Origin of the sequence: Sphingomonas sp. CROZ-RG-20F-R02-07 (assembly GCF_022662335.1) — a bacterium.
Classification (GTDB): Bacteria; Pseudomonadota; Alphaproteobacteria; order Sphingomonadales; family Sphingomonadaceae; genus Sphingomonas.
Genome location: NZ_JAKNQJ010000007.1, coordinates 86,859 through 109,750, shown reverse-complemented (window position 1 = coordinate 109,750; position 22,892 = coordinate 86,859). Strand labels below are relative to the sequence as shown.

The 22,892-nt window shown below is 68.9% G+C and carries 28 protein-coding genes; 10 read left to right on the top strand and 18 right to left on the bottom strand.

The window, feature by feature from the left end:
- The first annotated feature begins 92 nt into the window (after positions 1-92).
- Positions 93-1,667 (top strand): EAL domain-containing protein, encoded by a 1,575-nt coding sequence (locus L8H00_RS12200; RefSeq protein ID WP_242097677.1) that lies wholly within the window; start codon positions 93-95, stop codon positions 1,665-1,667.
- On the opposite strand, the gene L8H00_RS12195 is transcribed toward L8H00_RS12200, so the two are convergent.
- From L8H00_RS12195 to L8H00_RS12180, 4 genes are read right to left on the bottom strand one after another with little or no spacing between them, the layout of a single operon-like run.
- Positions 1,640-2,842: a CCA tRNA nucleotidyltransferase gene (locus tag L8H00_RS12195; RefSeq protein WP_242097613.1), complete on the bottom strand. Its 1,203-nt coding sequence runs from the start codon at positions 2,840-2,842 to the stop codon at positions 1,640-1,642. The genes L8H00_RS12200 and L8H00_RS12195 overlap by 28 nt on opposite strands.
- Positions 2,833-3,429, bottom strand: coding sequence for a CoA pyrophosphatase (locus L8H00_RS12190; RefSeq protein WP_242097612.1), 597 nt, complete (start codon positions 3,427-3,429; stop codon positions 2,833-2,835). The genes L8H00_RS12195 and L8H00_RS12190 overlap by 10 nt, the downstream gene beginning before the upstream one ends.
- The gene (locus L8H00_RS12185; RefSeq protein WP_242097676.1) at positions 3,426-4,013 is read right to left on the bottom strand and encodes a DUF1285 domain-containing protein; all 588 of its coding nucleotides are present in this window, start codon (positions 4,011-4,013) and stop codon (positions 3,426-3,428) included. The genes L8H00_RS12190 and L8H00_RS12185 overlap by 4 nt, the downstream gene beginning before the upstream one ends.
- A 54-nt stretch (positions 4,014-4,067) precedes the next feature.
- Entirely contained in the window at positions 4,068-4,562 is a 495-nt protein-coding gene (locus tag L8H00_RS12180; protein WP_242097611.1) for an N-acetyltransferase, read from the bottom strand.
- A gap of 77 nt (positions 4,563-4,639) precedes the next feature.
- On the opposite strand from L8H00_RS12180, the gene L8H00_RS12175 reads away from it, so the two are divergent.
- Genes L8H00_RS12175 through L8H00_RS12165 form a run of 3 tightly spaced genes read left to right on the top strand, consistent with a single transcriptional unit; the run spans position 4,640 to position 5,954 of the window.
- A complete protein-coding gene (locus L8H00_RS12175) occupies positions 4,640-5,272 on the top strand; it encodes a glutathione S-transferase N-terminal domain-containing protein (protein ID WP_242097610.1) in 633 nt (210 codons plus the stop codon).
- A 38-nt stretch (positions 5,273-5,310) separates the two neighbouring features.
- Complete coding sequence (locus L8H00_RS12170) at positions 5,311-5,682, top strand: dihydroneopterin aldolase (RefSeq protein WP_242097609.1); 372 nt, start codon at positions 5,311-5,313, stop codon at positions 5,680-5,682.
- An 8-nt stretch (positions 5,683-5,690) separates the two neighbouring features.
- Positions 5,691-5,954, top strand: coding sequence for a Rossmann fold domain-containing protein (locus L8H00_RS12165; protein ID WP_242097608.1), 264 nt, complete (start codon positions 5,691-5,693; stop codon positions 5,952-5,954).
- A 2-nt stretch (positions 5,955-5,956) separates the two neighbouring features.
- Here L8H00_RS12165 and L8H00_RS12160 read toward each other — a convergent pair whose 3' ends face one another.
- Positions 5,957-6,823: a hypothetical protein gene (locus L8H00_RS12160; RefSeq protein WP_242097607.1), complete on the bottom strand. Its 867-nt coding sequence runs from the start codon at positions 6,821-6,823 to the stop codon at positions 5,957-5,959.
- Positions 6,824-7,080: 257 nt separating this feature from the next.
- On the opposite strand from L8H00_RS12160, the gene L8H00_RS18870 reads away from it, so the two are divergent.
- From L8H00_RS18870 to L8H00_RS12135, 4 genes are all read left to right on the top strand, one after another.
- Positions 7,081-7,719, top strand: coding sequence for an energy transducer TonB (locus L8H00_RS18870; RefSeq protein ID WP_347340728.1), 639 nt, complete (start codon positions 7,081-7,083; stop codon positions 7,717-7,719).
- Between the two features lie 54 nt (positions 7,720-7,773).
- Positions 7,774-8,574, top strand: a complete 801-nt coding sequence (locus L8H00_RS12145) for a MotA/TolQ/ExbB proton channel family protein (protein WP_242097674.1) — start codon at positions 7,774-7,776, stop codon at positions 8,572-8,574.
- Between the two features lie 98 nt (positions 8,575-8,672).
- Complete coding sequence (locus L8H00_RS12140; protein ID WP_242097606.1) at positions 8,673-9,155, top strand: biopolymer transporter ExbD; 483 nt, start codon at positions 8,673-8,675, stop codon at positions 9,153-9,155.
- Between the two features lie 37 nt (positions 9,156-9,192).
- Complete coding sequence (locus L8H00_RS12135; RefSeq protein WP_242097605.1) at positions 9,193-9,618, top strand: biopolymer transporter ExbD; 426 nt, start codon at positions 9,193-9,195, stop codon at positions 9,616-9,618.
- 94 nt (positions 9,619-9,712) lie between these two features.
- Here L8H00_RS12135 and L8H00_RS12130 read toward each other — a convergent pair whose 3' ends face one another.
- The 3 genes from L8H00_RS12130 to dcd are packed head-to-tail and all read right to left on the bottom strand — an operon-like array spanning position 9,713 to position 12,019.
- Positions 9,713-10,444, bottom strand: coding sequence for an ABC transporter ATP-binding protein (locus L8H00_RS12130; RefSeq protein ID WP_242097604.1), 732 nt, complete (start codon positions 10,442-10,444; stop codon positions 9,713-9,715).
- Positions 10,441-11,445, bottom strand: a complete 1,005-nt coding sequence (locus L8H00_RS12125) for a hypothetical protein (protein ID WP_242097603.1) — start codon at positions 11,443-11,445, stop codon at positions 10,441-10,443. The genes L8H00_RS12130 and L8H00_RS12125 overlap by 4 nt, the downstream gene beginning before the upstream one ends.
- 19 nt (positions 11,446-11,464) lie before the next feature.
- On the bottom strand, positions 11,465-12,019 hold the full coding sequence (dcd, locus tag L8H00_RS12120; protein WP_242097602.1) for a dCTP deaminase: 555 nt from the start codon (positions 12,017-12,019) through the stop codon (positions 11,465-11,467).
- A gap of 133 nt (positions 12,020-12,152) precedes the next feature.
- Between dcd and L8H00_RS12115 the strand changes: the two genes are divergently transcribed.
- Positions 12,153-12,482 (top strand): hypothetical protein, encoded by a 330-nt coding sequence (locus L8H00_RS12115; RefSeq protein ID WP_242097601.1) that lies wholly within the window; start codon positions 12,153-12,155, stop codon positions 12,480-12,482.
- Between the two features lie 84 nt (positions 12,483-12,566).
- On the opposite strand, the gene L8H00_RS12110 is transcribed toward L8H00_RS12115, so the two are convergent.
- Genes L8H00_RS12110 through L8H00_RS12100 form a run of 3 tightly spaced genes read right to left on the bottom strand, consistent with a single transcriptional unit; the run spans position 12,567 to position 14,186 of the window.
- A complete protein-coding gene (locus L8H00_RS12110) occupies positions 12,567-13,031 on the bottom strand; it encodes a cytidine deaminase (protein ID WP_242097600.1) in 465 nt (154 codons plus the stop codon).
- Complete coding sequence (locus tag L8H00_RS12105; RefSeq protein WP_242097599.1) at positions 13,028-13,711, bottom strand: GH25 family lysozyme; 684 nt, start codon at positions 13,709-13,711, stop codon at positions 13,028-13,030. The genes L8H00_RS12110 and L8H00_RS12105 overlap by 4 nt, the downstream gene beginning before the upstream one ends.
- Positions 13,704-14,186: a UPF0262 family protein gene (locus L8H00_RS12100; RefSeq protein ID WP_242097598.1), complete on the bottom strand. Its 483-nt coding sequence runs from the start codon at positions 14,184-14,186 to the stop codon at positions 13,704-13,706. Before L8H00_RS12100 ends, L8H00_RS12105 begins: the two co-directional genes overlap by 8 nt.
- Positions 14,187-14,301: 115 nt before the next feature.
- Here L8H00_RS12100 and L8H00_RS12095 point away from each other — a divergent pair, with 115 nt between their 5' ends.
- Positions 14,302-15,792: a replicative DNA helicase gene (locus L8H00_RS12095; protein WP_242097597.1), complete on the top strand. Its 1,491-nt coding sequence runs from the start codon at positions 14,302-14,304 to the stop codon at positions 15,790-15,792.
- 184 nt (positions 15,793-15,976) lie between these two features.
- On the opposite strand, the gene L8H00_RS12090 is transcribed toward L8H00_RS12095, so the two are convergent.
- The 7 genes from L8H00_RS12090 to L8H00_RS12060 form a co-directional block, all read right to left on the bottom strand.
- A complete protein-coding gene (locus tag L8H00_RS12090; RefSeq protein WP_242097596.1) occupies positions 15,977-16,735 on the bottom strand; it encodes a phosphoadenylyl-sulfate reductase in 759 nt (252 codons plus the stop codon).
- Positions 16,728-17,177 (bottom strand): DUF934 domain-containing protein, encoded by a 450-nt coding sequence (locus L8H00_RS12085; RefSeq protein WP_242097595.1) that lies wholly within the window; start codon positions 17,175-17,177, stop codon positions 16,728-16,730. The genes L8H00_RS12090 and L8H00_RS12085 overlap by 8 nt, the downstream gene beginning before the upstream one ends.
- The gene (locus L8H00_RS12080; protein WP_242097673.1) at positions 17,170-18,807 is read right to left on the bottom strand and encodes a nitrite/sulfite reductase; all 1,638 of its coding nucleotides are present in this window, start codon (positions 18,805-18,807) and stop codon (positions 17,170-17,172) included. Before L8H00_RS12080 ends, L8H00_RS12085 begins: the two co-directional genes overlap by 8 nt.
- A 63-nt stretch (positions 18,808-18,870) precedes the next feature.
- Positions 18,871-19,167 carry a DUF2849 domain-containing protein gene (locus L8H00_RS12075; protein WP_242097594.1) on the bottom strand — a complete coding sequence of 99 codons (297 nt, stop codon included), beginning with the start codon at positions 19,165-19,167 and terminating at the stop codon, positions 18,871-18,873.
- Positions 19,164-19,952: a uroporphyrinogen-III C-methyltransferase gene (gene cobA / locus L8H00_RS12070; RefSeq protein ID WP_242097593.1), complete on the bottom strand. Its 789-nt coding sequence runs from the start codon at positions 19,950-19,952 to the stop codon at positions 19,164-19,166. Before cobA ends, L8H00_RS12075 begins: the two co-directional genes overlap by 4 nt.
- A 91-nt stretch (positions 19,953-20,043) precedes the next feature.
- On the bottom strand, positions 20,044-21,459 hold the full coding sequence (gene astD / locus L8H00_RS12065; RefSeq protein ID WP_242097592.1) for a succinylglutamate-semialdehyde dehydrogenase: 1,416 nt from the start codon (positions 21,457-21,459) through the stop codon (positions 20,044-20,046).
- Between the two features lie 37 nt (positions 21,460-21,496).
- A complete protein-coding gene (locus L8H00_RS12060; protein ID WP_242097591.1) occupies positions 21,497-22,855 on the bottom strand; it encodes a protein adenylyltransferase SelO in 1,359 nt (452 codons plus the stop codon).
- Positions 22,856-22,892: the final 37 nt, after the last annotated feature.

Here is a 22,892-nt window from a genome sequence, read left to right as displayed (position 1 = left end):
CAATGACCGTCGCTCTTTCCTCGATACACGCCGCGATGCTGGCGGACGATTCGATCGTGAAGAGCACGATCGAACTCGTTCCGATCCCGGCGATGGTGGTCGCGCGCGCGGTGCCGACGCTGGTGATCGTGGCGGCCAACCGCGCATCGCGGATCGCCGGGTTCGATGCCGCCGAAGGCGCGATGCTGTTCCACGCGCTGGGCGAACGGATCGAGCGGTTCCTGGATGGCACGGCGCCGGCGATCGAATTTCCCTGGAGCGTCGGCGAGGCGATCGAATCGCGCTATTATCAGGTTACGATCTCGCGATCGCCCTTCTGCCCGGCGGGACGCTGCGCGGTGATGATGGTCGATCAGACGTCGCAACGCCACACCGAACGCAGCCTGCGGCGCGAGATGACCACCGACAGCCTGACCGGGCTGCCGAATCGCGAAGGCTTCGGCAACCTGATCGAGGAAGTGTATGCCGACCGCGCCCATCACGCGGTGCTGGTGATCGATCTCGATCGGTTCGGCCAGCTCAACGCCTGTCTCGGCGGGCTGGTCGGCGACGAGCTGCTCATCACGGTCGCCCGCCGGATCAAGGGCGCGCTTCGCGCCTGCGACATGCTCGCGCGGATCGGCGGCGACGAATTCGGCATCCTGATGGCGCTCGACGACCATCCGGACGATGCGCATCAACTGGCGACGCGAATCCAGCGCTCGCTCTCCGCACCGTTCCGTCTGACCGATTTCGAGATCAGCGTCGAATGCTCGATCGGCATCGCTTTCGGTTCCGACGAGGGTGACGATGCCGAGGAGATGATCCGCCACGCGCAATTCGCGGTGAAGCGCGCCAAGGTCAGCGGCAAATCCGAATCCTACCAGCCCCAGGCCTTCGTGATCGCGCGCGAACAGTTCGGCATGGAGACCCAGTTGCGCCGCGCGATCGAGGAACGCCGGCTGCGGCTGACCTATCAGCCGATCCGCGATCTCTCGAGCGGGCGGATCGTCTCGTTCGAGGCGCTCGCGCGCTGGACCGGGCTCGACGGCCAGGATCACGATCCCTCGCGCTTCATCGCGGTGGCCGAGGAATCGGGGCTGATCGTTCCGCTCGGCCGCTGGGCTTTCGACGAGGCGGCGCGGACGCTTGCGGGATGGGACAAGGCGGCCGGCGGCGATTGCGGGGTCAAGGTGGCGGTGAACCTCTCCGCGATTCAGTTGCAGCGCGATACGATCGCTTCCGTCATCGAAAGCGCGCTGACCGCAACCGGTCTGTCGGGCGAGCGATTCACGCTCGAGCTGACCGAGAGCGCGATCGTCACCGATCCCGACCGGATCGCCGGCACGATGCGCGCGCTGAAGACGCTCGGCACCACGCTCGCGATGGACGATTTCGGCACCGGCTATTCCAACCTGGCGATGCTGCAGAAGTTGCCGATCGACATTCTGAAGATCGACCGCAGCTTCGTGACGGGCATGCTGGCGGACCGCGACAAGGTGGCGATCGTGCGCGCGGTGCTGAGCCTTGCCCAGGCGCTCGGCATGAAGACCACCGCCGAGGGGATCGAGACGATCGAACTCGAGCATACGCTGGCCGCGATGGGCTGCACCTATGGGCAGGGCTATCTCTATGCCCGGCCGCTGGAGCCGGACGCGGCCTATGCGCTGATCGCGCGCAGCGCCTGAGCGACCGCGTCGTCGGCGATTGCCGCGGTGCGCGCCGCATCGGGAAAGCCCTCGGCGATCCACCGGGTCTCGATCGCGCGCAGCGTGGCGGCGACCTGCGGCCCCTTGCGCAGCCCGCGTTCGACCAGCGCACCGCCCGCGATCGGCAGCGTGGGCGGCGTCCAGCCGATGACGGCGCGCGGATCCTCGCCCGCCAGCAACAGGCGGTCGACCGCGCTCGTCTCGCCGGCGCGATAGGCGAGCGCAGGGGGCCCTTCGCTGCCGATGCCGGCGCTGGCCGCCACCAGTCGCTTGCGGTTGGCGTTGGAGAGCTTCAGCCGCGCCGCCACGCCATCGGCCTGGGCGGGCGGCAGGATCGCGGCGAGGCGCCGGATCGGATCGGGCGCGACTCCCGCCGCGTGCTCGCGCGCGGCCAGCGCGGCGAGGCGTTCGACGCCCGCCGCGTCGATCTCGGGCAGCACCGCGCGCAGGATGCCTTGTTCCACCATCAGCCCGATCACCGGCACCGCGGCGGGCGCGACCAGCAGCTTCAGCATCTCGCTCGCGATCCGTTCGCGCGACAGCGCCATCAGGTCGTTCGCGCGCAGCCGGCAGGCCTCCAGGCCCGCAGCATCCACCACATCGCCGAAGCGCGCATGGAAGCGGAAGAAGCGCAGGATGCGCAGATGATCCTCCGCGATGCGCTGCAGCGGATCACCGATGAAGCGGACGCAGCGCGCGGCGAGATCGTCCAGTCCGCCGAAATAATCGGTCACCGCGCCAGTCGCCGGATCGGCATAGAGCGCGTTGATCGTGAAATCACGGCGTGCGGCATCCTCGCGCCAATCGTCGCTGAACGCGACCACGGCGTGCCGGCCGTCGGTGGCTACATCCCGGCGCAGCGTCGTCACCTCCACCGGACCCGATTCGAGGATCGCGGTGACGGTGCCGTGCGCGATCCCGGTCGGTGCCGCGCGGATGCGGGCCGCGCGCAGCCGGTCGAGCACGTCGTCGGGCAGCAGCCGCGTCGCCAGGTCGATGTCCTGCACGTCGAGGCCGCCCCCGAGGCCCAGCAGCGTATCGCGCACCGCGCCGCCGACGATCCGGGTCATGCCCTGATCCGCGCCCAGCGTGCGCGCAAGCTCCGCCAGTCCGGCGCGATCGCGCCATGGGGCGGGGGGTAGCGTCACGCCCATCGCAGCCGCCGCGCCAAGTTGACGATCATCGCCGCGGTCGCGCCCCAGATCCGGCGGTCGCCCCAGGTGATCTCGTAATAATGCCGCTCCCGGCCCTGCCATTCGACCGCGGCCTCGACATGGTTCGCCTCGTCCAGCAGGAAATCGAGCGGCACCTCGAACACGCCGGCCACCTCGGCGGCGCTCGGCACATAGGGGAAATCGGGGGGCACGATGCCGATCACCGGCGTCACCGCGAAGCCCGTGCCGGTGCGATACCGGTCGGCGATGCCGATCACCTGCACGCGCTCGGATGGCAGGCCGATTTCCTCGTGCGCCTCGCGCAGCGCGGCCTCGATCGGGCCGGCGTCGGTCGCGTCGATCCGGCCGCCGGGAAAGGCGATCTGCCCGGCATGGCGGCGCAGCGTATCGGTGCGCTGCGTCAGGATCAGGCCGGGCGACGCGCGATCGGTGACGGGCACGAGCACGGCGGCGGGCAGCAGCGTCTCGCCGCCACGCAGGTCGAGATCGTGCGAATCGGCGGTCAGTAGCACCGCGCCCGTCTCGCCATGCTCCAGCGCATGCGCCAGCCGCTGCGCCAGCATCACGGCCGAACCGGGAAGAAGGCGCCGTCGCTCCAGATGCCGGGTTCCGCTTCGCCCTCGGCGCCATGGTCCGTGCCGCCGCCGGCGGCGATCGCACGTTCGGCGAGTTCGTAATAGACCGGCCGCGCGACCAGCGCCTCCATCCCGCCGCGGACGTGGAGATAGGGGCGGGGGCCGTCCTCGCCATCGGCGAAGCGCAGCGCGTGCGCGGGGCCCGCGGTGACGAGATCGCCGGTGTTGAGCCGGAACGCGAGCCGCGCGTCCCGGCCCTCGCCGTCCGCCTTCATCTCGACCGCGACGAAGGGCGCGTCGTCCACCGCGATGTCGAGCTTTTCGACCGGGGTGACGAGCACGTAACGCCCGTCCGCCTCGCGCCGCAGGATCGTGGAGAACAGCCGCACCATCGCCTCGCGCCCGATCGGCGTTCCCTGGTGATACCAGGTGCCGTCGCGCGCGATCCGCATCTCGCTGTCGCCGCAGTGGGTGGGGTTCCATTTGTCGACCGGTGGCAGCTTCGCCTCGGCGGCGAGCCGCGCGATCTCGGCGAGGCTGAGGGTGGCGAGATCGGGGATGGCATCCATCGGCATGCGTCGCAGGTAGGCGCGGGGGCGGGGCACGTAAAGCGCCCAGCGGCGGGGTGCTCAGGCGGGCCCCAGCATCCCGGCGGCATCGGGCACGCCGGCCCCGCGCGCCAGCAGTCGGCGCATCTCGACCGGACCCGGCAGCCGCCAAGCGCCGGTGCGATCGGCGGTGAAGCCGAAGAAGCGACCATAATATTCCGGGTCGCCGATCAGCATCAGCGCGTCGAGGCCCTGCGCATCCGCGGCCTCCAGCGCGTGCGTCATCAGGGCACGGCCGATACCGCCGTCCTGCCAGCGCGGCTCGACCGCGACCGGGCCGACCATCACCAGCGGCACCGCGGCGCCCGCATCGGTGGCCAAGCGGATCGGCCAGCACTGGATCGTGCCGACGAGCGCGCCCTGGTCGATCGCGGCGAAGCTGAGCGCGGGGATCGCCGAGCCGCTGCCGCGCACCCGGTACGCCGTGCGCTGGTGGCGATCGAGCCCGAAGGCGTGATCGAGCAGCGCTTCGACGGCGATCGGCGCGACGTGCGACAAGGGCTGAAAATCGGTCACCGGCTTCCCCTGCCGGCGTGGACACAGCCGGCCGCGCGCCTTACCCCGCGCGGGCGACAGCGCAAGGGGAGCGATGGATGAAACTCTATGATGCCGCCTGGGCCCCGTCGCCTCGGCGGGTGCGCATCGTGCTGGCCGAAAAGGACATCGCCGTTCCTCGCATCGCGATCGACCTGCGCGCGGGCGAACAGCTCGGCCAGGCCTATCTGGCGATCAACCCGCGCGGCACCGTGCCCGCGCTGCTGCTCGACGATGGCGAGCTGATCGCCGATTCGGTCGCGATCTGCCGCTATTTCGAGGCCTTGCAGCCCGCCCCGCCGATGTTCGGGACAACGCCGCGCGACGTGGCGGCGATCGAGGGCTGGACGCGGCGGGTCGAGCAGGAGGGCTATGCCGCCGCCGTCTATGCGTTCCGCAACGGCAACCCGGCCTTCGAGGGGCGGGCGATTCCCGGCAAATGGCCGCCGATCGCGCGCCTGCCCGAACTCGCGGCGCGCGCGGGCGTGATGTGGGCGGCGTTCGTCGACGCGCTCGACGCGCATCTGGCCGATCGCGAATGGATCGCGACCGATCGCTACACCTTCGCCGACGTGAGCGCGCTGGTCGCGATCGATTTCGCGCGCGCGGCGCGGCTGATGGTGCCCGACGCCGCCGCGAACCTGCGGCGCTGGCATGCGGCGGCGAGTGCGCGGCCGAGTGCGGCCGCCTGACGCTTCCTTCGCCTGCCGTCTCTGCTAAGGCGCGCGGCATGGACGATACCCTGCAACTGGACGTGCACGACATCGAGGTGCCGGTGCTGACCGGCATTTATTCGGAGGAGACGCACCTGCCGCAGCCGCTGCGCATCTCGCTGACGGTGGATCTCGCCTGCCCGCCGGCCTTCGCGCCCGACACGCCGCTATCGGCCTCGAAGAACTATCTCGATCTGAAGCATGCCGCGACGACCGCGCTGCCGGTCGGCGTGCACTTCACGCTGATCGAGGGCGTGGCGGATCATATCTGCGAGACGCTGTTTCTCCAGGATGCGCGCGTGCTGCGGGTGAAGGTGAAGATCGTGAAGCTCGCAATTTCCGAAAACGGCGAATCGATCGGCATCACGCTGGTGCGCCACCGGCGATGAGTGTGGCGGTGCTGGCGCCCGCCGACGATATCGTGCCGCTGGTGCGCGGCGCCTCGGGCGAGGCGCTCACCATCGTGATCGCGCCCGGCCGCGATCGGCTGGCGCTGGCGCTGGCGCTCGCCGCCCTGCCGCCGCTCGCGATCGAGCGCGCGCCGATGCGCGTCAACGCGGTGCTGCCGCGCCCCGGCGCCGCGCCTGTCGATGTGGAGGCCGCGACGCATTTCCTCGAACGCGCGGTATCGACGACGGGGCAGGTGCTCGAGATCGGCTGAGATCAGCCCCGGGGCGGCTGGCTGCGCGCGCAGGGCCCGAGCGTTTCGATCACGAACCGGTAATCCGCGCGCGCCGAATCGGCGTCCGCGGGGGAGAGCGTGGCGGTGCTGTGATCGGGCAGAGTCGCGGGCAAGGTGCAGGCGAGCCGATACCAGAGCAGCGTTTCGGGCGCGGGCGCCGCGGCGGCTTCGTCGACGATCTCGCTTAGCGCCACCGCGAAGCGCGGCCGCTCGCCGGGCCGGCGCAGCACCGACAGCGAAACGGGGCGGCCGTCCGCCGTCGTCAGAAACACCTGCGTCTCGCCTTCGCCGGGTAGCGCCCCCGCCACATAAAAGGCGTTGCCCACCCCGGTGATGACCGGCGGCGCATCGGCGGCGAGCGTCGCGCGGGCGATCGTGCGCACGCGCGAGTCGAGCTCGGGAGCCCAGTCGCGCTGCGCCTCGGGGCCGACGAGCTGGAGCTGGCCCGGCGTCGCAGCGACGGACCGCGCGAACAGCAGCACGCGCGCCTTCTTGAACTTCGGCAGGCGGCCGCCTGGATCGGGCGCGACGTCGAGCAGGTAGCCGATCCGGGCGGGCATGTCGGTGGGGCCGCGCAGCAGCGCCAGCACGTCCGCCTCGACATAGAGCCGGACCAGGCCCGGTGCGAGCCCGGTGGCCTCCGCGCCCTTGATCCGCGTGGTCGACCGGATCGTGGCGTCCGCGATCACCGGGGCGGCCAGCACCAGATCGGCCAGATCGGCATACCCGATCCGCGAATGTTCAGTATCGGCGGGCACTTGCGCGCCGGCGGCGCTTGGCGCGGCGATCGCGACCAGCGACAGGGCGAGGACGAGGCGGGCATGGCGGCGGGGTCGGGCGGCGGTCATGCCCTCCCGGCTACGCCTTTTGATCTGAATGTTACAGAAACAAGTTGGTGGAGGGGCGATTGAACGTTTGTTGCGCCGACAAAGCGTTTGCGTGTCGGATAACGTAACGGTAGGACTCGGGCACTGCGCGGGGCCCCGAGGCCTCGGTGACAGACGGTTGGAAGCCTCCCGACGCTCCGGCGGAGGGGCCAGTCGTTGCAATTAGGGAGTGTCATTGCCGAATGGCTTATACTGACCAGAAGATGTCCGGGGGCAAGGTGACCGCGATCGTGATCGTGGTCCTGATCCATGTCGCACTGGGCTACGCTTTCATTACTGGTCTTGCATACCAGTATATTAAGAAGACGACGGAGAAGCTGAACACGTTCGACGTGGCGCCGCCGCCGCCGCCGCCGCCCGACGTTCCACCGCCGCCGCCTCCGCCCAACCAGCCGAACCTGCCGCCGCCGCCCACCACGGTGGTGTCGCCGCCGCCGATCGTGCCGCCCACCGCGACGTTCACGATGCAGACGACGCCGGTGATTCCGCCGAGCCAGCCGGTTGCGCCCCCCGCACCGCCGGCTCCGCCGAACCCCCCGGCACCTCCGGTGCGTGTGGTGTCGCAGGCGGCCGTGGCCAAGGGCAATCCGGGTCAGTATTTCGGGCCGGACGCCTATCCGCCTGCAGCCCAGCGTGCCGAGGCACAGGGCCGCGTGGTGGCGAAGCTCACGATTGGCACCGATGGTCGCGTGACCGACTGCACGGTTACGTCGTCGAGCGGCAATAGCGATCTCGACAACACCACCTGCCGGATCGCGAAGCAGAAGGTGCGGTATACACCGGCGAAGGACGAGAGCGGCGCCGCGATTGCTTCGACCACGACGTTGCCGGTGCGTTGGGTCCTGCCAAGGGACTGATTGTCGGAAGTCAGATTCATCTTTTAGCGATTGGTTCAGAAGGAAAACTCGATGATGCTCATTTCCATTCTCGCCGCGGGCGGCGAAGCGGCCGCCAAGGGCGCCAGCCCCTACGGCCTCCAGCAGTCGCTCCGCGAAGGCGGCCTGATTTCGCAGACCGTGTTCAGCATCCTGGTGCTGATGTCGATCGTGTCGTTCTACATCCTCTTCTCGAAGCTGTTCGAGCAGCAGAAGATCATGAACCAGGCCAAGCGCGTGCGTCAGGGCTTCTGGAACGCGAACTCGCTGCACGAGGGTGCGGCCAAGCTCGACAAGAACTCGGCCTACAAGCAGATCGTCGACGACGGTCTCGCCGCGCAGGCGCAGCATGCCAAGCTGACCGATCCGGTCGAGGCACATGACTGGCTGCATGGTTCGCTCGCCCGTTCGGAAGCGGCGATCAACTCGAAGCTGGGCGGCGGTCTCGCCTTCCTCGCGACGGTCGGTTCGGTCGCGCCGTTCATCGGCCTGTTCGGCACCGTGATCGGCATCTACCGCGCACTGGTGAAGATCGGCGCGTCGGGCTCAGGCTCGATCGACCAGGTCGCAGGCCCGGTCGGCGAGGCGCTCATCATGACCGCGCTCGGCCTGGTCGTCGCGGTTCCGGCCGTGCTCGCCTACAACTGGCTGCAGCGTCGCAACAAGTCGATCGCGGAAGACCTGTCGGCCTTCTCGAACGACGTGCTGGGCTTCCTGGCCTCGAACGGCGCGGTCCGCCCGGCGGCGCCCAACGCCCGTCCGACCAACGCCGCGACGACCAAGCCTTCGGCGACGACGACGGCCGGCCAGACCGGCGGCGTTCCGCCCCGCGCCTGAACGACCCGGCGCTCCGGGAGGATGGGCCCCCCCCCCCTCCCGGCGTACCCGCTCCGGCACCGATGCCGGTGGCTGAACGAAGATAGGATCATTCGCACATGGCGATGAGTGTTGGTGGCGACTCCACCGAAAAACCGATGTCGGACATCAACACGACGCCGCTGGTCGACGTCATGCTGGTGCTCCTCATAATCTTTCTGGTGACGGCGACCGTCGCGGTGCAGGCGGTGAAGCTGAAGCTCCCCGACGTCCGCTTCGATCCGACCACCACCAAGCCCGAAAACGTGTCGCTGTCGATCACCACCGACGATGCCGGCCAGTGTGCGGTCTACTGGAACATGACCCGCGTCTCGCATGACGAACTGCTCAACCGCGCGGTCGCCAAGCTGAAGACCGAGATCGCGCGCCAGGGCGGCGCCGGTGCCGCCGGCCTCGAATTGCCGGAAGCGCATATCCGCGGCGACGTGAACACGCCGTACAAGTGCATCGGTGGCGCGATCTACACGATGCAGAACGCCGGCTTCGCCAAGGTCGGATTCATCTCGTCTCCGCCCCCGGGCGAAGGCGTGACGCGGCTTTGAGCCCGCGTCCGTCCAGCGACATCAGGAGTAAACTAGCATGGCAATGAGTGGCGGCTCCGATGACGGCGAGCCGATGATGGAAATGAACATGACGCCGTTGATCGACGTCCTGCTCGTTTTGCTCATCATGTTCATCATCACGATCCCGATCCAGACGCATGCGGTGAAGGTCGATCTGCCGGTCAATTCCAAGAACAACCCGCCGCCGATCGATCCGCAGAAGAACAAGGTGTCGATCAGTGCGGACGGCCAGGTCGCCTGGAACGGCACCCCGGTCGACGAGGTGACGCTGCGTCAGTATCTTGACCAGACCGCGAGCATGAACCCCGAGCCCGAACTGCACTTCCAACCCGATCCGCAGGCGCGGTACGAGGTGGTCGATCGCACGCTGGCCGTGGTCAAGCGTTCGGCGATCAGCAAGCTGGGCTTCATCGGCAACGAGCAATATCGCAACGACTTCTAATCCCCGGATCGAAGACGGTGCGACAAAGGGGCGGTCCGTTGCGGGCCGCCCCTTTTCCGTTGGTGAAGGCCGGACGCGATGAGGCCCGCTACACTCAACGCGTGGCGCCTGTGCGAAGAATTTCGATCATTTCGCGCTCGAACGCCTGAGGCGCCTGCGTCGCGCGGCTGAGCGTCTCGGCATCGAACGTCAGCGCGATTCGGCCGTCCGCCAGGACCACGCCCGTATCGCAGCTCGCCGCCAGCAGGCCGAGATCGTGAAGCGCGGTGACGAGCGTCAGCCCGCGCCCGACCATCGTTCGGAGCGCCGCGCGCAGATCGAACGCCGCCACGGGATCGAGCCAGTTGAACGGCTCGTCGAGGATCACCGCGTCATGGCCGCCGGCGAATGCCGCCGCGATCGCGATGCGCTGCCGCATGCCCGCGGAACAATCGCCGATCCAGCGATCGCGAAGCGCATCGAGCCCCAGCGCCGCCCGTAGCGGCTCGAGTGCCGGCCATGGGTCGCGCGCACGGCCGCCGACGAGCGCGATCAGGTCGCGCGTGCGCAGCGAATCGGGCAGGCTTTCGGCTGGCGGCAGGAACCCGAAGCGCTCTGCGCGCGCGGTGCGATCGGCGGTTCGCTCCACGCCATCCACCCGACAGGACCCGCCTGCGGCAAAGGGCAGTCGTCCGGCGATGGCGCGCAAGAGGCTCGTCTTGCCCGATCCGTTCGCGCCGATCAGCCCGAACCACGATCCGGCCGCGATCGTCAGCGCGACGTTATGGACGACGCGCGTCCCGTCGCGATCCACCGACGCATCGTGCAGATGAACGGCCGGGGTCATGCGAGCAGCCATGTCCGCGCCGATGCGCGACGCCCGACACGCCAGAGCAGCGCGACGACGACCAGCGGAAGCGCGACCGGCATCGCCACGCCGACCAGCACGAGCAGCGCGCTCACGACCGAGACGAGACCATCGGCAAAGCGCCGGCGGTGGAGCCGATAGGTAAGGATGCGCAGCAGCATCAGCAGCAGGCCAGCGGCCGCCACCGCGACGATCAAGGCCGCGACCATCCCCCCGGCGATCGGCAGGCCGCCGCCCGCGCCGATCCCCGCCAGGGCCAGCGTGCCCCGGCCGCGGGTCGTGGCGATCCGGCTCCATCCCCAGCCGGCGGCGGTCTGGAACCGGATCGCCGCATCGTCCACGATCGTGAGCGCGAGCGTTGCGATCCCAGTCGCGACGGCCGCTACCGCCACGAGCATAGCGTGGCCCGATCCACCGAACCGCATCCCCAGCAGCACGAGCAGCAGCGCCGCACCGGCGGCGACCCCCGCATGCGGGCGGCCGAGCCATTCGCGCAGCGTCCGCCCGATCTTCGCGCCGCCCGGCGAGGGATGTGGAACGAAGCGATCGATCGCGCCGAACGCCATGCCGACCAGATAGCCGATCGTCGCCGCCACCAGCAGCGCCGGCCGCGCGCCGAGCACCAGGATCGCGAGCGCCGCCCAGCCATACGCGTGCCAGATCGCGGAATAGCGCCAGCGGGTCGCGCGGTGCAGCGCATCTGCTGCTAGCGGGCCGTCCGTTGTGTGATGCGCGAGCCGTGCCCCGATCGACCGGGCGACGGTCGCGCCGAACAGGACGCCGATACCGAACCCCACACCCGCCGCCGTCCGGCACGGCCGATCGGCCAGCGCGCCATGCGCCGCTGCGACCGGCAGGAGCAGCAGAAGCGCCAGCAGGGCCCGATCGTGCCAGCGCGCGAACGTCGCGCGCGCGGCGTTCGCGACGATCCGCCGGTCGTAACGGAACAGGCGATCCCGATCGGGTGCCGTTCGGTCCACCGCGCCCGTCAAGCCCGGCTTACAACTTGGGCAGCGTCACGCCGCGCTGGCCCATATATTTGCCCGCGCGATCGGCATAGCTCACCTCGCAGGGTTCGTTGCCCTGCAGGAAGAGAAACTGGCACGCGCCCTCATTGGCATAGACCTTGGCGGGCAGGGGCGTGGTGTTCGAGAATTCCAGCGTCACATGCCCCTCCCAGCCGGGCTCGAGCGGGGTGACGTTCACGATGATCCCGCAGCGCGCATAGGTGGATTTGCCGAGACAGATCACGAGCACGTCGCGCGGCACGCGGAAATATTCCACGGTGCGGGCGAGCGCGAAGGAATTGGGCGGGATGATGCAGCAATCGGTCTTGCGGTCGACGAAGCTGTTGGCGGCGAAATCCTTCGGATCGACGATCGCGCTGTCGACATTGGTGAAGATCTTGAAGTCGTCCGCCACGCGCGCGTCATAGCCATAGGATGACAGGCCATAGGAAATGCAGCCGTCGCGGCGCTGCGATTCGACGAACGGCTCGATCATGCGCTGGCCGATCGCGGCCTCGCGTATCCAGCGGTCGGACAGGACGGACATGCGGTGTTCCCTTCGCCCCGTCTTTGCGGGGGCGGCGCGGCGAGGGCAAGGGGCAGGCGGCGCGCACGTGACACGATCCGCGCAACCAATTTCGGCGCTGCGACGTTGAACGGCCGAAACAAAGGAGAACGACATGAAGAGAGCGATTGGAGTCACTGCGCTGGCGATGATGGTATCGGCCCCGATGCTCGCGCCGACATCGGCCTTCGCGCAGCGCGACGATCGCCGGTATGAGCGCGACGACCGCAATTATCGTGGCCGCGATGGCCGCCAGATCAAGTGCGGGTCGGGCAACGGCGCGGTCGGCACGATCGCAGGCGGCGTCGGTGGCGGGTTGCTCGGCAGCGCGCTGGGCGGCGGAACGCTCGGCACGATCGCGGGCGCGGGTGGCGGCGCGCTGCTCGGCCGGCATTTCGACAAGAAGAATACCGCGTCGAAGAACCGCAAGAACAACGGCTGCTGACCAGCCGAACCGGCCCTGATGGCCGGGTGAAGGTCACTACGGAAGACGGGACGGGTCGGCAGCCATGCCGGCCCGTTTCGCCGTTCAGCCGATCCCCAGATCGCGCGGCCCGAACGCATCGGGCAGCAATGCGGACAGGCGATAGCTGGTCACTTGCTCGCCCTCGGCCGCGCCGCAATGCACCGGCAGGTCGATCCCCGCCATCTGCGACGCCTCGTTCAGCACCTGGCGGCACCGGCCGCACGGGCTGACGGGGACGAGACCGGTCGGGCGGTTCCGCGCGTCCATCGCGCCGCCGATCACGCCCACCGCGACGATCTCGCGCAGCCGCCCCGCGGCGCTGGCGGTCGCGACCGCCACCGTCTCGGCGCAGAGCGATAGGCCATAGCTCGCATTCTCGACGTTCGCGCCGGTGACGATCCCGCCGTCCGCCATCAGCAGCGCCGCCCCCACCGCAAAGCGCGAATAGGGCGCATGGGCGTTGAGAGCGGCGGTCCGTGCCGCGGCGATCAGCCGAGTCGCATCGTCGTGCAGGTCTTCACCGTTCATGGCGCCACCACATCCCAATTCACCGGTCCTTCGACGCCCTCGATCCGGCGCAGGTCGCTCGCGCGCCACATCGCCCAGGGCCGCGCCGCATAGCCTGGCGAGAGGAAATCGCCCACCACCCAGACGGGACGGTGCAGCGTCTCCGACAACGCATAGGCCGACTCGACGGGCTTCGCGATGCGCAGCAGGATCGGCTTGCGGGTATGCGCCTCGACCATCGTGGCAAAGCGCGCGAGATCGGCGACGAGCGCCTCGCGCGCCGGACGCGCGGCGCAATCGTCGTGGAACGCGATATCGACCGCGGCGGGAAGCGCTTCGTCGTCGCGTGCCACCAGGGTGTTGAACGCGTTCGCTTGCGGCGCGGCCGGCTGGCAGAGCGAATAGACGTGCACCGCGCCGCGCCGCAGCCCGGCCTCGCCGATCGCTGCCCAGTTGGCCTCGAAGGCGGAGTCGCGCCGGTCCGCGCCCGACGTCGCGACGATATAGGCGAACGCTGCGCCGTTCGCTTTCACGCTGCCCCATTCGACGGGCGGCGCATCCTCGGGCAGGTCGATCCCCTGGAAGGGGTAGCGGGCGGGGGCGGGCGCCCAGTGCGTCGCCCAGCTCCACGCCGCGATTCCGGCGATGCCGATCACCGCCAGCAGCACGGCGACGCGCGCCAGGCCATAGCGATCAGCCACGGATGTGGAGCACGCAAATCAGCGTGAACAGCCGCCGGGCGGTGTCGAAATCGACCGCGATCTTGCCGGCCAGCCGCTCCATCAGCAGCTCGGCCGCTTCGTTGTGGACGCCCCGCCGGGCCATGTCGATCGTCTCGATCTGCTGCGGCGTGCTCGCGCGGATCGCCTGGTAATAGCTGTCGCAGATCGCGAAATAATCCTTGATCGGCCGCCGGAAGCGCCCGAGCGCCAGCACCAGAGTCTCCAGATGCGTGCCATCCTCGCGGTGCATGTGGATGCCGAGCCGCCCTTCCTCCGATTCGAGCTTGATCCGGTAGGGCCCGGCATAGCCGTCCGCCTGCGAACGCTGCGGCGCGAAATGATTGCCCTCGATCAGGTCGAAGATCGCGATCCGGCGTTCCTGGTCGATATCGGCCGAGCGCCAGCCGAGGCTGCGCTCGTCGAGCTCTACGGCGATGATCCGCGGGTCGGCCATGCGCCAGCGTTAACGAAGGTCGTATCGCCTGTCACTTGTCCCGATCACGACTTATCCCCATCATTCCGTCGCGCGCGGCTTGGGGCCGGGCGCGGCCGGGGGTACAAGGCCGGGCATGGCCACTCTCGCATTCCCCACGCCTGCCGCGCCCGAGCCGCAGCAACTGCCCCGCAACGTCGAGGCGGAGGCCGCCATGCTGGGGGCGATGATGATCGACAACCGGCTGGCGGACGATGTGGTCGACCGGCTCGACCCGGCGCATTTCTTCGAGCCCGTGCACGGCCGGATCTTCGCTGCGATCAAGACGCTGCGCGGCAACGACATGCTGGCGACGCCGGTGACGCTGCGCCCGATGTTCGAGGCGGACGAGGGGATGCGCGAGCTGGGCGGCCCCGCCTATCTCGCCGGGCTGACGGGCAGCGGCGCGGGGTTGATCGGCGCGCGCCAGTTCGCGCAGCAGATCTACGATCTCGCCATGCTGCGCAGCCTGGTGAGCGTGGGCCGCACCTTGGTGGAGCGTGCGATGGACACGTCCGAAGAGGTGAACCCGCGCGCGCAGATCGAACAGGCCGAGGAGGAGCTGTTCAAGGTTTCCGCCGACGGCGGCAGCGAGAACACCGTCAAGACCTTCGCGCAGGCGACCACCGCTGCGGTGAAGATGGCAGAGCGTGCGCTCAATTCGGGCGGCAACCTGTCGGGCGTGACGACCGGCATCGACTCGATCAACGCCAAGATCGGCGGCATGCACCATAGCGATCTCATGATCCTCGCCGGCCGCCCCGGCATGGGCAAGACATCGCTCGCCACCAACATCGCGTTCAACGCCGCGCGACGCTGGATGCGCGACATGGCCGACGGGATCGCGCCGGCCGATTCGGTGGGCGCCAAGGTAGCGTTCTTCAGCCTCGAAATGTCCGCCGATCAGCTCGCGACGCGTATCCTGGCCGAACAGTCGCGGATCAGCTCGGAAAATCTGCGCATGGGCAAGATCAGCCGACAGGAATTCGGCCAGCTCGCCGCCGCCGCCGCCGAACTCGAAAGCCTGCCGCTGTTCATCGACGATACCGGCGGGCTCAGCATCGGCGCGCTCCACACCCGCGTGCGGCGGCTGCAGCGGCGGCACAACAACGAGATCGGGCTGGTGGTGGTGGATTACCTCCAGCTTCTGACCGGTTCCGGCAAGAGCAAGGACGGCAACCGCGTGCAGGAAATCTCCGAGATCAGCCGTGGGCTCAAGACCATGGCCAAGGATCTGAACGTGCCCGTGCTGGCGCTCTCGCAGCTCAGTCGCGCGGTGGAGAGCCGCGAGGACAAGACGCCGATGCTGTCGGATCTGCGCGAATCGGGCTCGATCGAGCAGGACGCGGACATGGTGTGGTTCGTCTATCGCGAGGATTATTACGTCGCGTCGAAGGAGCCGAAGCGCCCCGTCGAGGGCGACAGCGCCAAGACCTTCGAGGATCATGCCGCCTGGGCGACCGAGATGGAGCGGGTCTATGGTCTCGCCGAGCTGATCGTGGCGAAGCAGCGCCATGGGGCGACGGGCAAGGTGCGGATGAAGTTCGATCCGACGATCACCAAATTCTCGGATCTGGCGGAATATTGACCCAAGTCCCTCTCCCGGTGGAAGAGGGAGAGCCCTAAGACGGGGTGACTGTTGGCTCGATCCAGCCTCTCAGTCCGTTCGTACTGAGCTTGTCGAAGCACCTGTTCCGCCGTTGAGGGTGTGCGTGTGGCACAGGCCCTTCGACGAGCTCAGGGCGAACGGATCAAAGTAACGTCATCAAACTCTAGAACACCGGTTCCTCGCCCGGCGCTTCGGGGACGTGGATGCCGCATTCCACCTTGTCCCATCCCCGCCAGCGGCCCGCGCGCGGATCTTCGCCGGGCTTGACCTTGCTGGTGCAGGGCGCGCAGCCGATCGACAAATAGCCTTGCGCCTCCAGCGGATGGCGGGGCAGCGCGTGCTTGTCGAAATAGGCCTCGAGCCGCGCCTTGTCCCAATCGGCCAGCGGGTTGAGCTTAAGCCGACCCTCGTCCGCCTCGAAGCGCGGGATGGCGGCGCGGGTCTTGGCCTGGAAACCCTTGCGGCCCGAGATCCATGCGTCGAACGGCGCGAGCGCACGGCGCAGCGGCTCCACCTTGCGCAGGTCGCAGCAGCCGTCGGGATCGTAGGACCAGCGCAGCCCCGTCGCATCGCGCGCCGCGAGCAGCCGGGGATCGGGGCGGAACACGCGCAGATCGGTGAAGCCCAGCCGCTCGGCGAGCTCGTCGCGGTACGCCAGCGTCTCGCCGAACATCTTCTGCGTGTTGGTGAAGATCACCGGCACGTCGCGATCGACCGCGGCGATCATGTGGAGCAGCACCGCCGATTCGGCGCCGAACGACGACACCGCGGCGATCCGCCCCTTCAGCTCGCCTGCGAGCAGCTCGGCGAGCAGATCCTGCGTCGCGACGCCGGTGAAGCGCGACTGCATCGCCGCCGCGTCGTCGGGCGTGAAGGCGGGGGACACGTCGATCGTGTCGAGCCGGCGCGCGGCATTAGCCATGACGCAATTTCCAGATCGGCACCGCGCCGGCCGCCGCCTTTTGATAATGCTGGTCGTAGCGGGTCAGCGCGCGATCCAGCGCGGCGGGATCGATCGGGGCTTCGGGCGCGAAGCTGTCGAAGCCGCAGCGCCGCATGAGCGGCATCTGGTCGACCAGTACGTCGCCCGCCGCGCGCAGCTCGCCGGCATAGCCGGCCTCGCGCAGGATCCGGCCCGCGCTGTAACCGCGCCCGTCGCGAAAGCTCGGGAAGCTCACCTCGACGAGTGCGAGCCGCTCGAGATAGGGCAGTAGCGCGCGCGCATCGTCGCCCGCCTCCAGCCGCACCGCCGTCGCGTTGGTCTGGCCGGCGAGGAATGCGTCGAGCGTGACCGCGGGTTCGTCGTGCGCGGCGTCGTCGCGGAAGCGGAGCAGATTGTCGGTATCGCCGGCGAGATCAGCCATAGATCGCCTCCTTGAAGCCTTCCATGCCGAGCCGGCGATAGGTGTCGAGAAACCGCTCGCCCTCGTGGCGCACGTCGAGATAGCGGTCGGTCACGCGCTCGATCGCATCGACAACGCCGTCTTCGGAAAAGCCCGGCCCGGCGATCTTGCCGAGGCTCACATCCTCCGCGCCCGAACCGCCGAGCAGGAGCTGGAAATTCTCCCTGCCCTTCTTGTCGACGCCCAGAATGCCGATGTGGCCGGCATGGTGATGGCCACATGCGTTGATGCAGCCGCTGATCTTCAGCTTCAGTTCGCCGAGATCGCGCTGTCGCGCCGGATCGGCGAAGCGCGCGCCGATCTTCTGCGCCAGCGGGATCGAGCGGGCGTTGGCGAGGCTGCAATAATCGAGGCCGGGGCAGGCGATGATATCGGTGATGAGATCGAGATTGGCCTCCGCCAGCCCGGCATCGACCAGCGCCTGCCACACGGCCGGCAGATCGGCGCGGCGGACATGCGGCAGGACGATGTTCTGCGCATGCGTGACCCGCAGTTCGTCGAAGCTGTAGCGTTCCGCCAGATTCGCCATCACGTCGATCTGTTCGGCGGAGGCGTCGCCCGGAATGCCGCCCGCGGGCTTCAGGCTGATCGTGACCACCGCATAGCCCGGCTGCTTGTGATCGCGGACATTCTGTCCGACCCAGTGATCGAACGCCGGTGACGCGTCCGTGTCGTCATGCGCGGGAAGACCGTCGGTTTCGAACGCTGGCGCGGCGAACATCGCGGTGATCCGCGCCAGTTCGGCGGCGGGCGGATCGAGCGCCAGCGCCTTCACCGCGGCGAACTCCTCCTCCACCTGGCGTGCATAGTCGGTCGCGCCGATCTCGTGGATCAGGATCTTGATCCGCGCCTTGTAGATATTGTCGCGCCGGCCATAGCGATTGTAGACGCGCAGGCACGCCTCGAGATAGCTCATCAGGTCGTCGGCGGTGACGAAGTCCTTGATTTCGGTGGAGATCATCGGGGTGCGGCCCATGCCGCCGCCGACGAAGATCGTCGCGCCCAGCACGCCGTCGCGCTTGGTCAGGCGGATGCCGATGTCGTGCAGCCGCATCGCCGCGCGATCCTCGTCCGCGGCGATCACCGCGATCTTGAACTTGCGCGGCAGATAGGTGAATTCGGGATGGAAGGTGCTCCACTGGCGGATCAGCTCGGCCCAGGGGCGCGGGTCGGTCACCTCGTCCGCGGCGGCGCCGGCGAACTGGTCCGACGAAATGTTGCGGATGCAATTGCCGCTCGTCTGGATCGCATGCATCTCAGTCGTCGCCAGCTCGGCGAGGATGTCGGGCGTGTCGGCCAGCTTGATCCAGTTGAACTGGATGTTCTGCCGCGTGGTGAAATGCGCATAGCCGCGATCATAGGTGCGCGCGATATGCGCGAGCATCCGCATCTGTCGCGCGTCGAGCGTGCCGTACGGAATCGCTACGCGCAGCATGTAGGCGTGGAGCTGCAGATAGAGCCCGTTCATCAGCCGCAGCGGCTTGAACTGGTCTTCGGTCAACTGCCCTGCGAGTCGGCGCTCGACCTGATCGCGGAACTCCGCGACGCGGGTGTCGACCATGGCCTGGTCGTAATGATCGTATTTATACATGAGCGTGCCCGGTGTTGTTCGCGCGAGGACGCGAAGGCGCAAGGAAGGAAGCGTGAACGATCGTCATATCACCCAGCTTCCCGCATCGGGATCGGCGGGTTTGAGCGTGAGATCGGGGCGCACCGTGGGGCCGAGCGCGCGGATACGGTCCTTGATGTGCGCGGGGCGGGGGCCGTCCGGGGTCATCGTGGCGTCGATCACATAGGCGACGGTCACGCGGCGTGCGCCTTCCTCGGCGCGTGCGATCGGTTCGCCTTCGGTGCCGACGTCGCCCGCCTCCTCGATATGGCGCGACCAGCCGCTGCCCGTCCACCAGATCACGTCACCCGTGGGCAGATCGTTGCCCGTCAGCAATTTCATGCCGCCGCCTCCGCCATTCGCGCCCAGCGCGCGAGCTTGTCCTCGGCGTCCGACAACTCGACCACCTCGCCGACGACGATGATCGCCGGGCTCTGCACGCCCTCGCGCGCCACCATCGGGCCAAGATCGGCCAGCAAGGTGCGCATCGCCCGCGCGCCCACCAACGTGCCGCGTTCGAGCACCGCGACCGGCATGTCGGGCGCAACGCCGTCCGCCATCAGCTTGTCGGCGATGTCGGTCGCGGTCGCGACGCCCATATAGATCACCAGCGTGCGCCCCTGGCCGGCGAGCCCCGCCCAATCCTGTTCGGACAGGCCCTTGCACTGGCCCGCGACGAACGACACCGCCGAACTGTGGTCGCGGTGGGTGAGCGGCAGCATCGCTTCCGCCGCACAGCCGAGCGCGGCCGACACGCCGGGGATCACCGCCACGGGCAGGCCGGCGGCGCGTACCGCCTCCACCTCTTCGCCGCCGCGGCCGAACACGAAGGGATCGCCGCCCTTCAGCCGCACGACGACGCTGCCCGCCTTCACATGCGCGACGATCAGCGCGTTGATCGCCTCTTGCGGCAGCGTGTGGCGCGCGCGCTGCTTGGCGACCGAGATGCGCTGCGCGGTGGCGGGCGCGAGATCCAGCACGCGCGGGTCGATCAGTCCGTCATGCACGACGACGTCGGCGATGCGCAGCGCCTCGACGGCGCGGACGGTGAGCAGGCCGGGATCGCCCGGCCCTGCGCCCACGAGGATGACGCGCCCGCGGGCGGTGGGATCGAGCAGCGTGGCCATGAGGCGCGATGTGGTGCCTGGCGGCGTTGCGGGCAAAGCAGCGATGCTTGGGTTGCTGTTAGACGGGCTATCCGCGTGCGCGTTCACGGTTTCATGCGTCGCGCAGGCCGATGCCGATCGCCGCGCGCGCCGCATCGGCTTCGTTCGACACCACCGGATAGGCGCAATAGTCCGCGGCATAATAGGCGCTGGGCCGATGGTTTCCGGACAGGCCGATGCCGCCGAACGGCGCGCCGCTGGAGGCGCCGTTGGTCGGCCGGTTCCAGTTGACGATGCCGGCGCGCGCATTGGCCCAGAACCGGTCGTACAGCGCGGGCGTCTGGCTGATGAGGCTGGCCGACATGCCGTAGCGCGTCGCGTTGGCCTCGCGGATGGCGCCATCGAAATCGTCGGCGCGGATCACCTGGAGGATGGGGCCGAACAGTTCGATGTCGGGGCGTTCGGCCATGCCGGTCACGTCGATCAGCGCCGGGATGAGGAACGGGCGATCGGGCACCGGCCGTTCGAGATGGCGGATCGGGCGACCGCCGCGCATCATGAGCGTGAGGAAGCTTTCGGTCAGCTGGTCGGCGGCTTCGTTGTCGATCACCGGGCCCATGAACGGCGCGGGATCGGCATGGGGTTCGTCCACGACGATACGGCCGATCAGCGTGTTGATGATGGCGAGCAGCGGATCGTAGAGTTTGGTATCCACGATCAGGCGCCGCGCCGCGGTGCAGCGCTGGCCGGCGGTGGCGAAGGCCGATTGCACGACAAGGATCGCCGCGGTGTGCAGATCGGGGGTGTCCCACACCACGATCGGGTTGTTGCCGCCCATTTCGAGCGCGAGCAGCTTGTCGGGCCGATCGGCGAAGGCGCGGTTGAGCGCGATTCCCGTGCGCGCGGAGCCGGTGAACAACAGCCCGTCGATACCCGGATGCGCGGCGAGCGCGCGGCCCTCCGCGGGGCCGCCGATCAGCAGGCGGATGCAGCCTTCGGGCACGCCCGCCGCGCGGTAGCAATCGACCAGGAACGCGCCGCAGGCGGGCGTTTTCTCGGACGGCTTGAACACCACCGCGTTCCCGGCGAGCAGCGCGGGCACGATATGGCCGTTGGGCAGGTGTGCGGGAAAGTTGAACGGCCCCAGCACCGCGAGGACGCCGTGCGGCTTGTGACGCAGCGCCATCCGGCTGCCCATCGGCGAATCGAGCCGGCGCTGCGCGGTGCGATCGGCATAGGCGGTGACGGAGATGTCGACCTTGGCGATCACCGAGTCGACCTCGCCGCGCGCCTCCCACAAGGGCTTGCCGGTCTCGCGGGCGATCAGGTCGGCAAAGGCGTCGGCGCGCTGGCGCACGACGTTGGCGAAGCGGCGCAGCGTTTCGATCCGCACTGCCAGCGGCTGCGCGGCCCAGGCCGCCCAGGCGCCGCGCGCCACCGCCACCTCGGCCGCGGCGTCGCCGATCGCGCCCCGCCATAGCATCGTGCCGGTCGCAGGTTCGTGGGAAACGAGTTCTGTATCCGCCATCCTCATGCCTCTGCCCGATCCGGCCGGGCTTTACCACTCATGCGAGCGCGGCGCCCATGGCGCAGATTGCCGCCACCTTCGCGTGGAACGGCGCCCAATCGTCGTCGGTGGCGATCGCGTCCCAGATCGCCTCGACCTCGTCGATCGGCATCGCGCAGGGCGCGCCCCGCCAATAGGGATCGGCGCGGTCCTTGCGCGGGCGATAGGCCGCGAGCTGGCCGCGCACCGGCCCCCATGGCCCGCCATAGCCGTCCGGCAGCGTGCCGCCGAACGCATCGAAGAAGAACTGGTCGATTCCTGCCCCGGTTTCGCGGAGCGCGCGCTCGACCGCCTGCACCAGCGCACGATCCGATTCGGCGTCATGCGGCGCGAGGCCCAGCCGCCAGAGGATCGCCGCCGTCACCTCCGCCTGATACTGCGCGGCGAAGCCGTCGAGCGCGGCGATGAGCGGATCGCTGTCCGCCAGGGGGCGCAGTGCGACGGCCAACTGCATCGCGTCCCAATGAATCGCTTCGGGCTGGCGGCCGAAGGCATAAAGGCCCTGGTGATCGAAATAGGCGGCGGTGAAGCCGGGATCCCAGGTCTGCGCGAACCGCCACGGGCCGTAATCGAAGCTCTCGCCCGTCACGTTGATATTGTCGGTGTTCAGCACGCCGTGCACGAACCCAGCGGCCATGTAGCGCGCGGCGAGGCGGGCAGTGCGTGCCACGACCAGCGTCAGCAGCCGGACGGGATCGTCGCCGTCCTCGTCATAGAGTTCGCGCAGCACATAGGCGGTGAGCGCGCGCAGGCCCGCCGTGTCGCGCGCGTAGGCGAGGCGCTGGAAGGTGCCGATGCGGATATGGCCGTGGCTCAGCCGCACCAGCACCGCCGAGCGGGTGGGCGAGGGCTCGTCGCCGCGGTCCAGCGCCTCGCCGGTCTCGATCAGCGACAGGCTTCGCGAGGTGGGCACGCCCAGCGCCTCGAGCATCTCGCTCGCCAGCACCTCGCGCACGCCGCCCTTCAGCGTGAGCCGCCCGTCACCGGAGCGGCTCCACGGCGTCTGCCCCGAACCCTTGGTGCCGAGATCCATCAGCCGGCCGCGATCGTCATGCATTTGCGCGAAGGTGAAGCCGCGGCCGTCGCCCAGATCGGGGTTGTAGTGGCGGAACTGGTGGCCGTGATAGCGTAGCGCCAGCGGCTGCGCGAGCGTGCCGGGCAGGGGTCGGAACCGGCCGAAATGCGCGCACCATTCGTCTTCGCTCAGCGTCTGCAGCCCGATCTCGGCGGCGGCCCGATCGTTGCGGAAGCGCAGCCGCGTTTCGGGAAAATCCGCTGCGGTCACGGGATCGTAGAAATCCGCCCCTAGGGTCTCGAGTCGGGCGGCGGGGCGATAGGCTTGCGGGTTCGTAGGCATGAAGCGATATGGAGGCGCCCTCTGCAAGGACGCAACC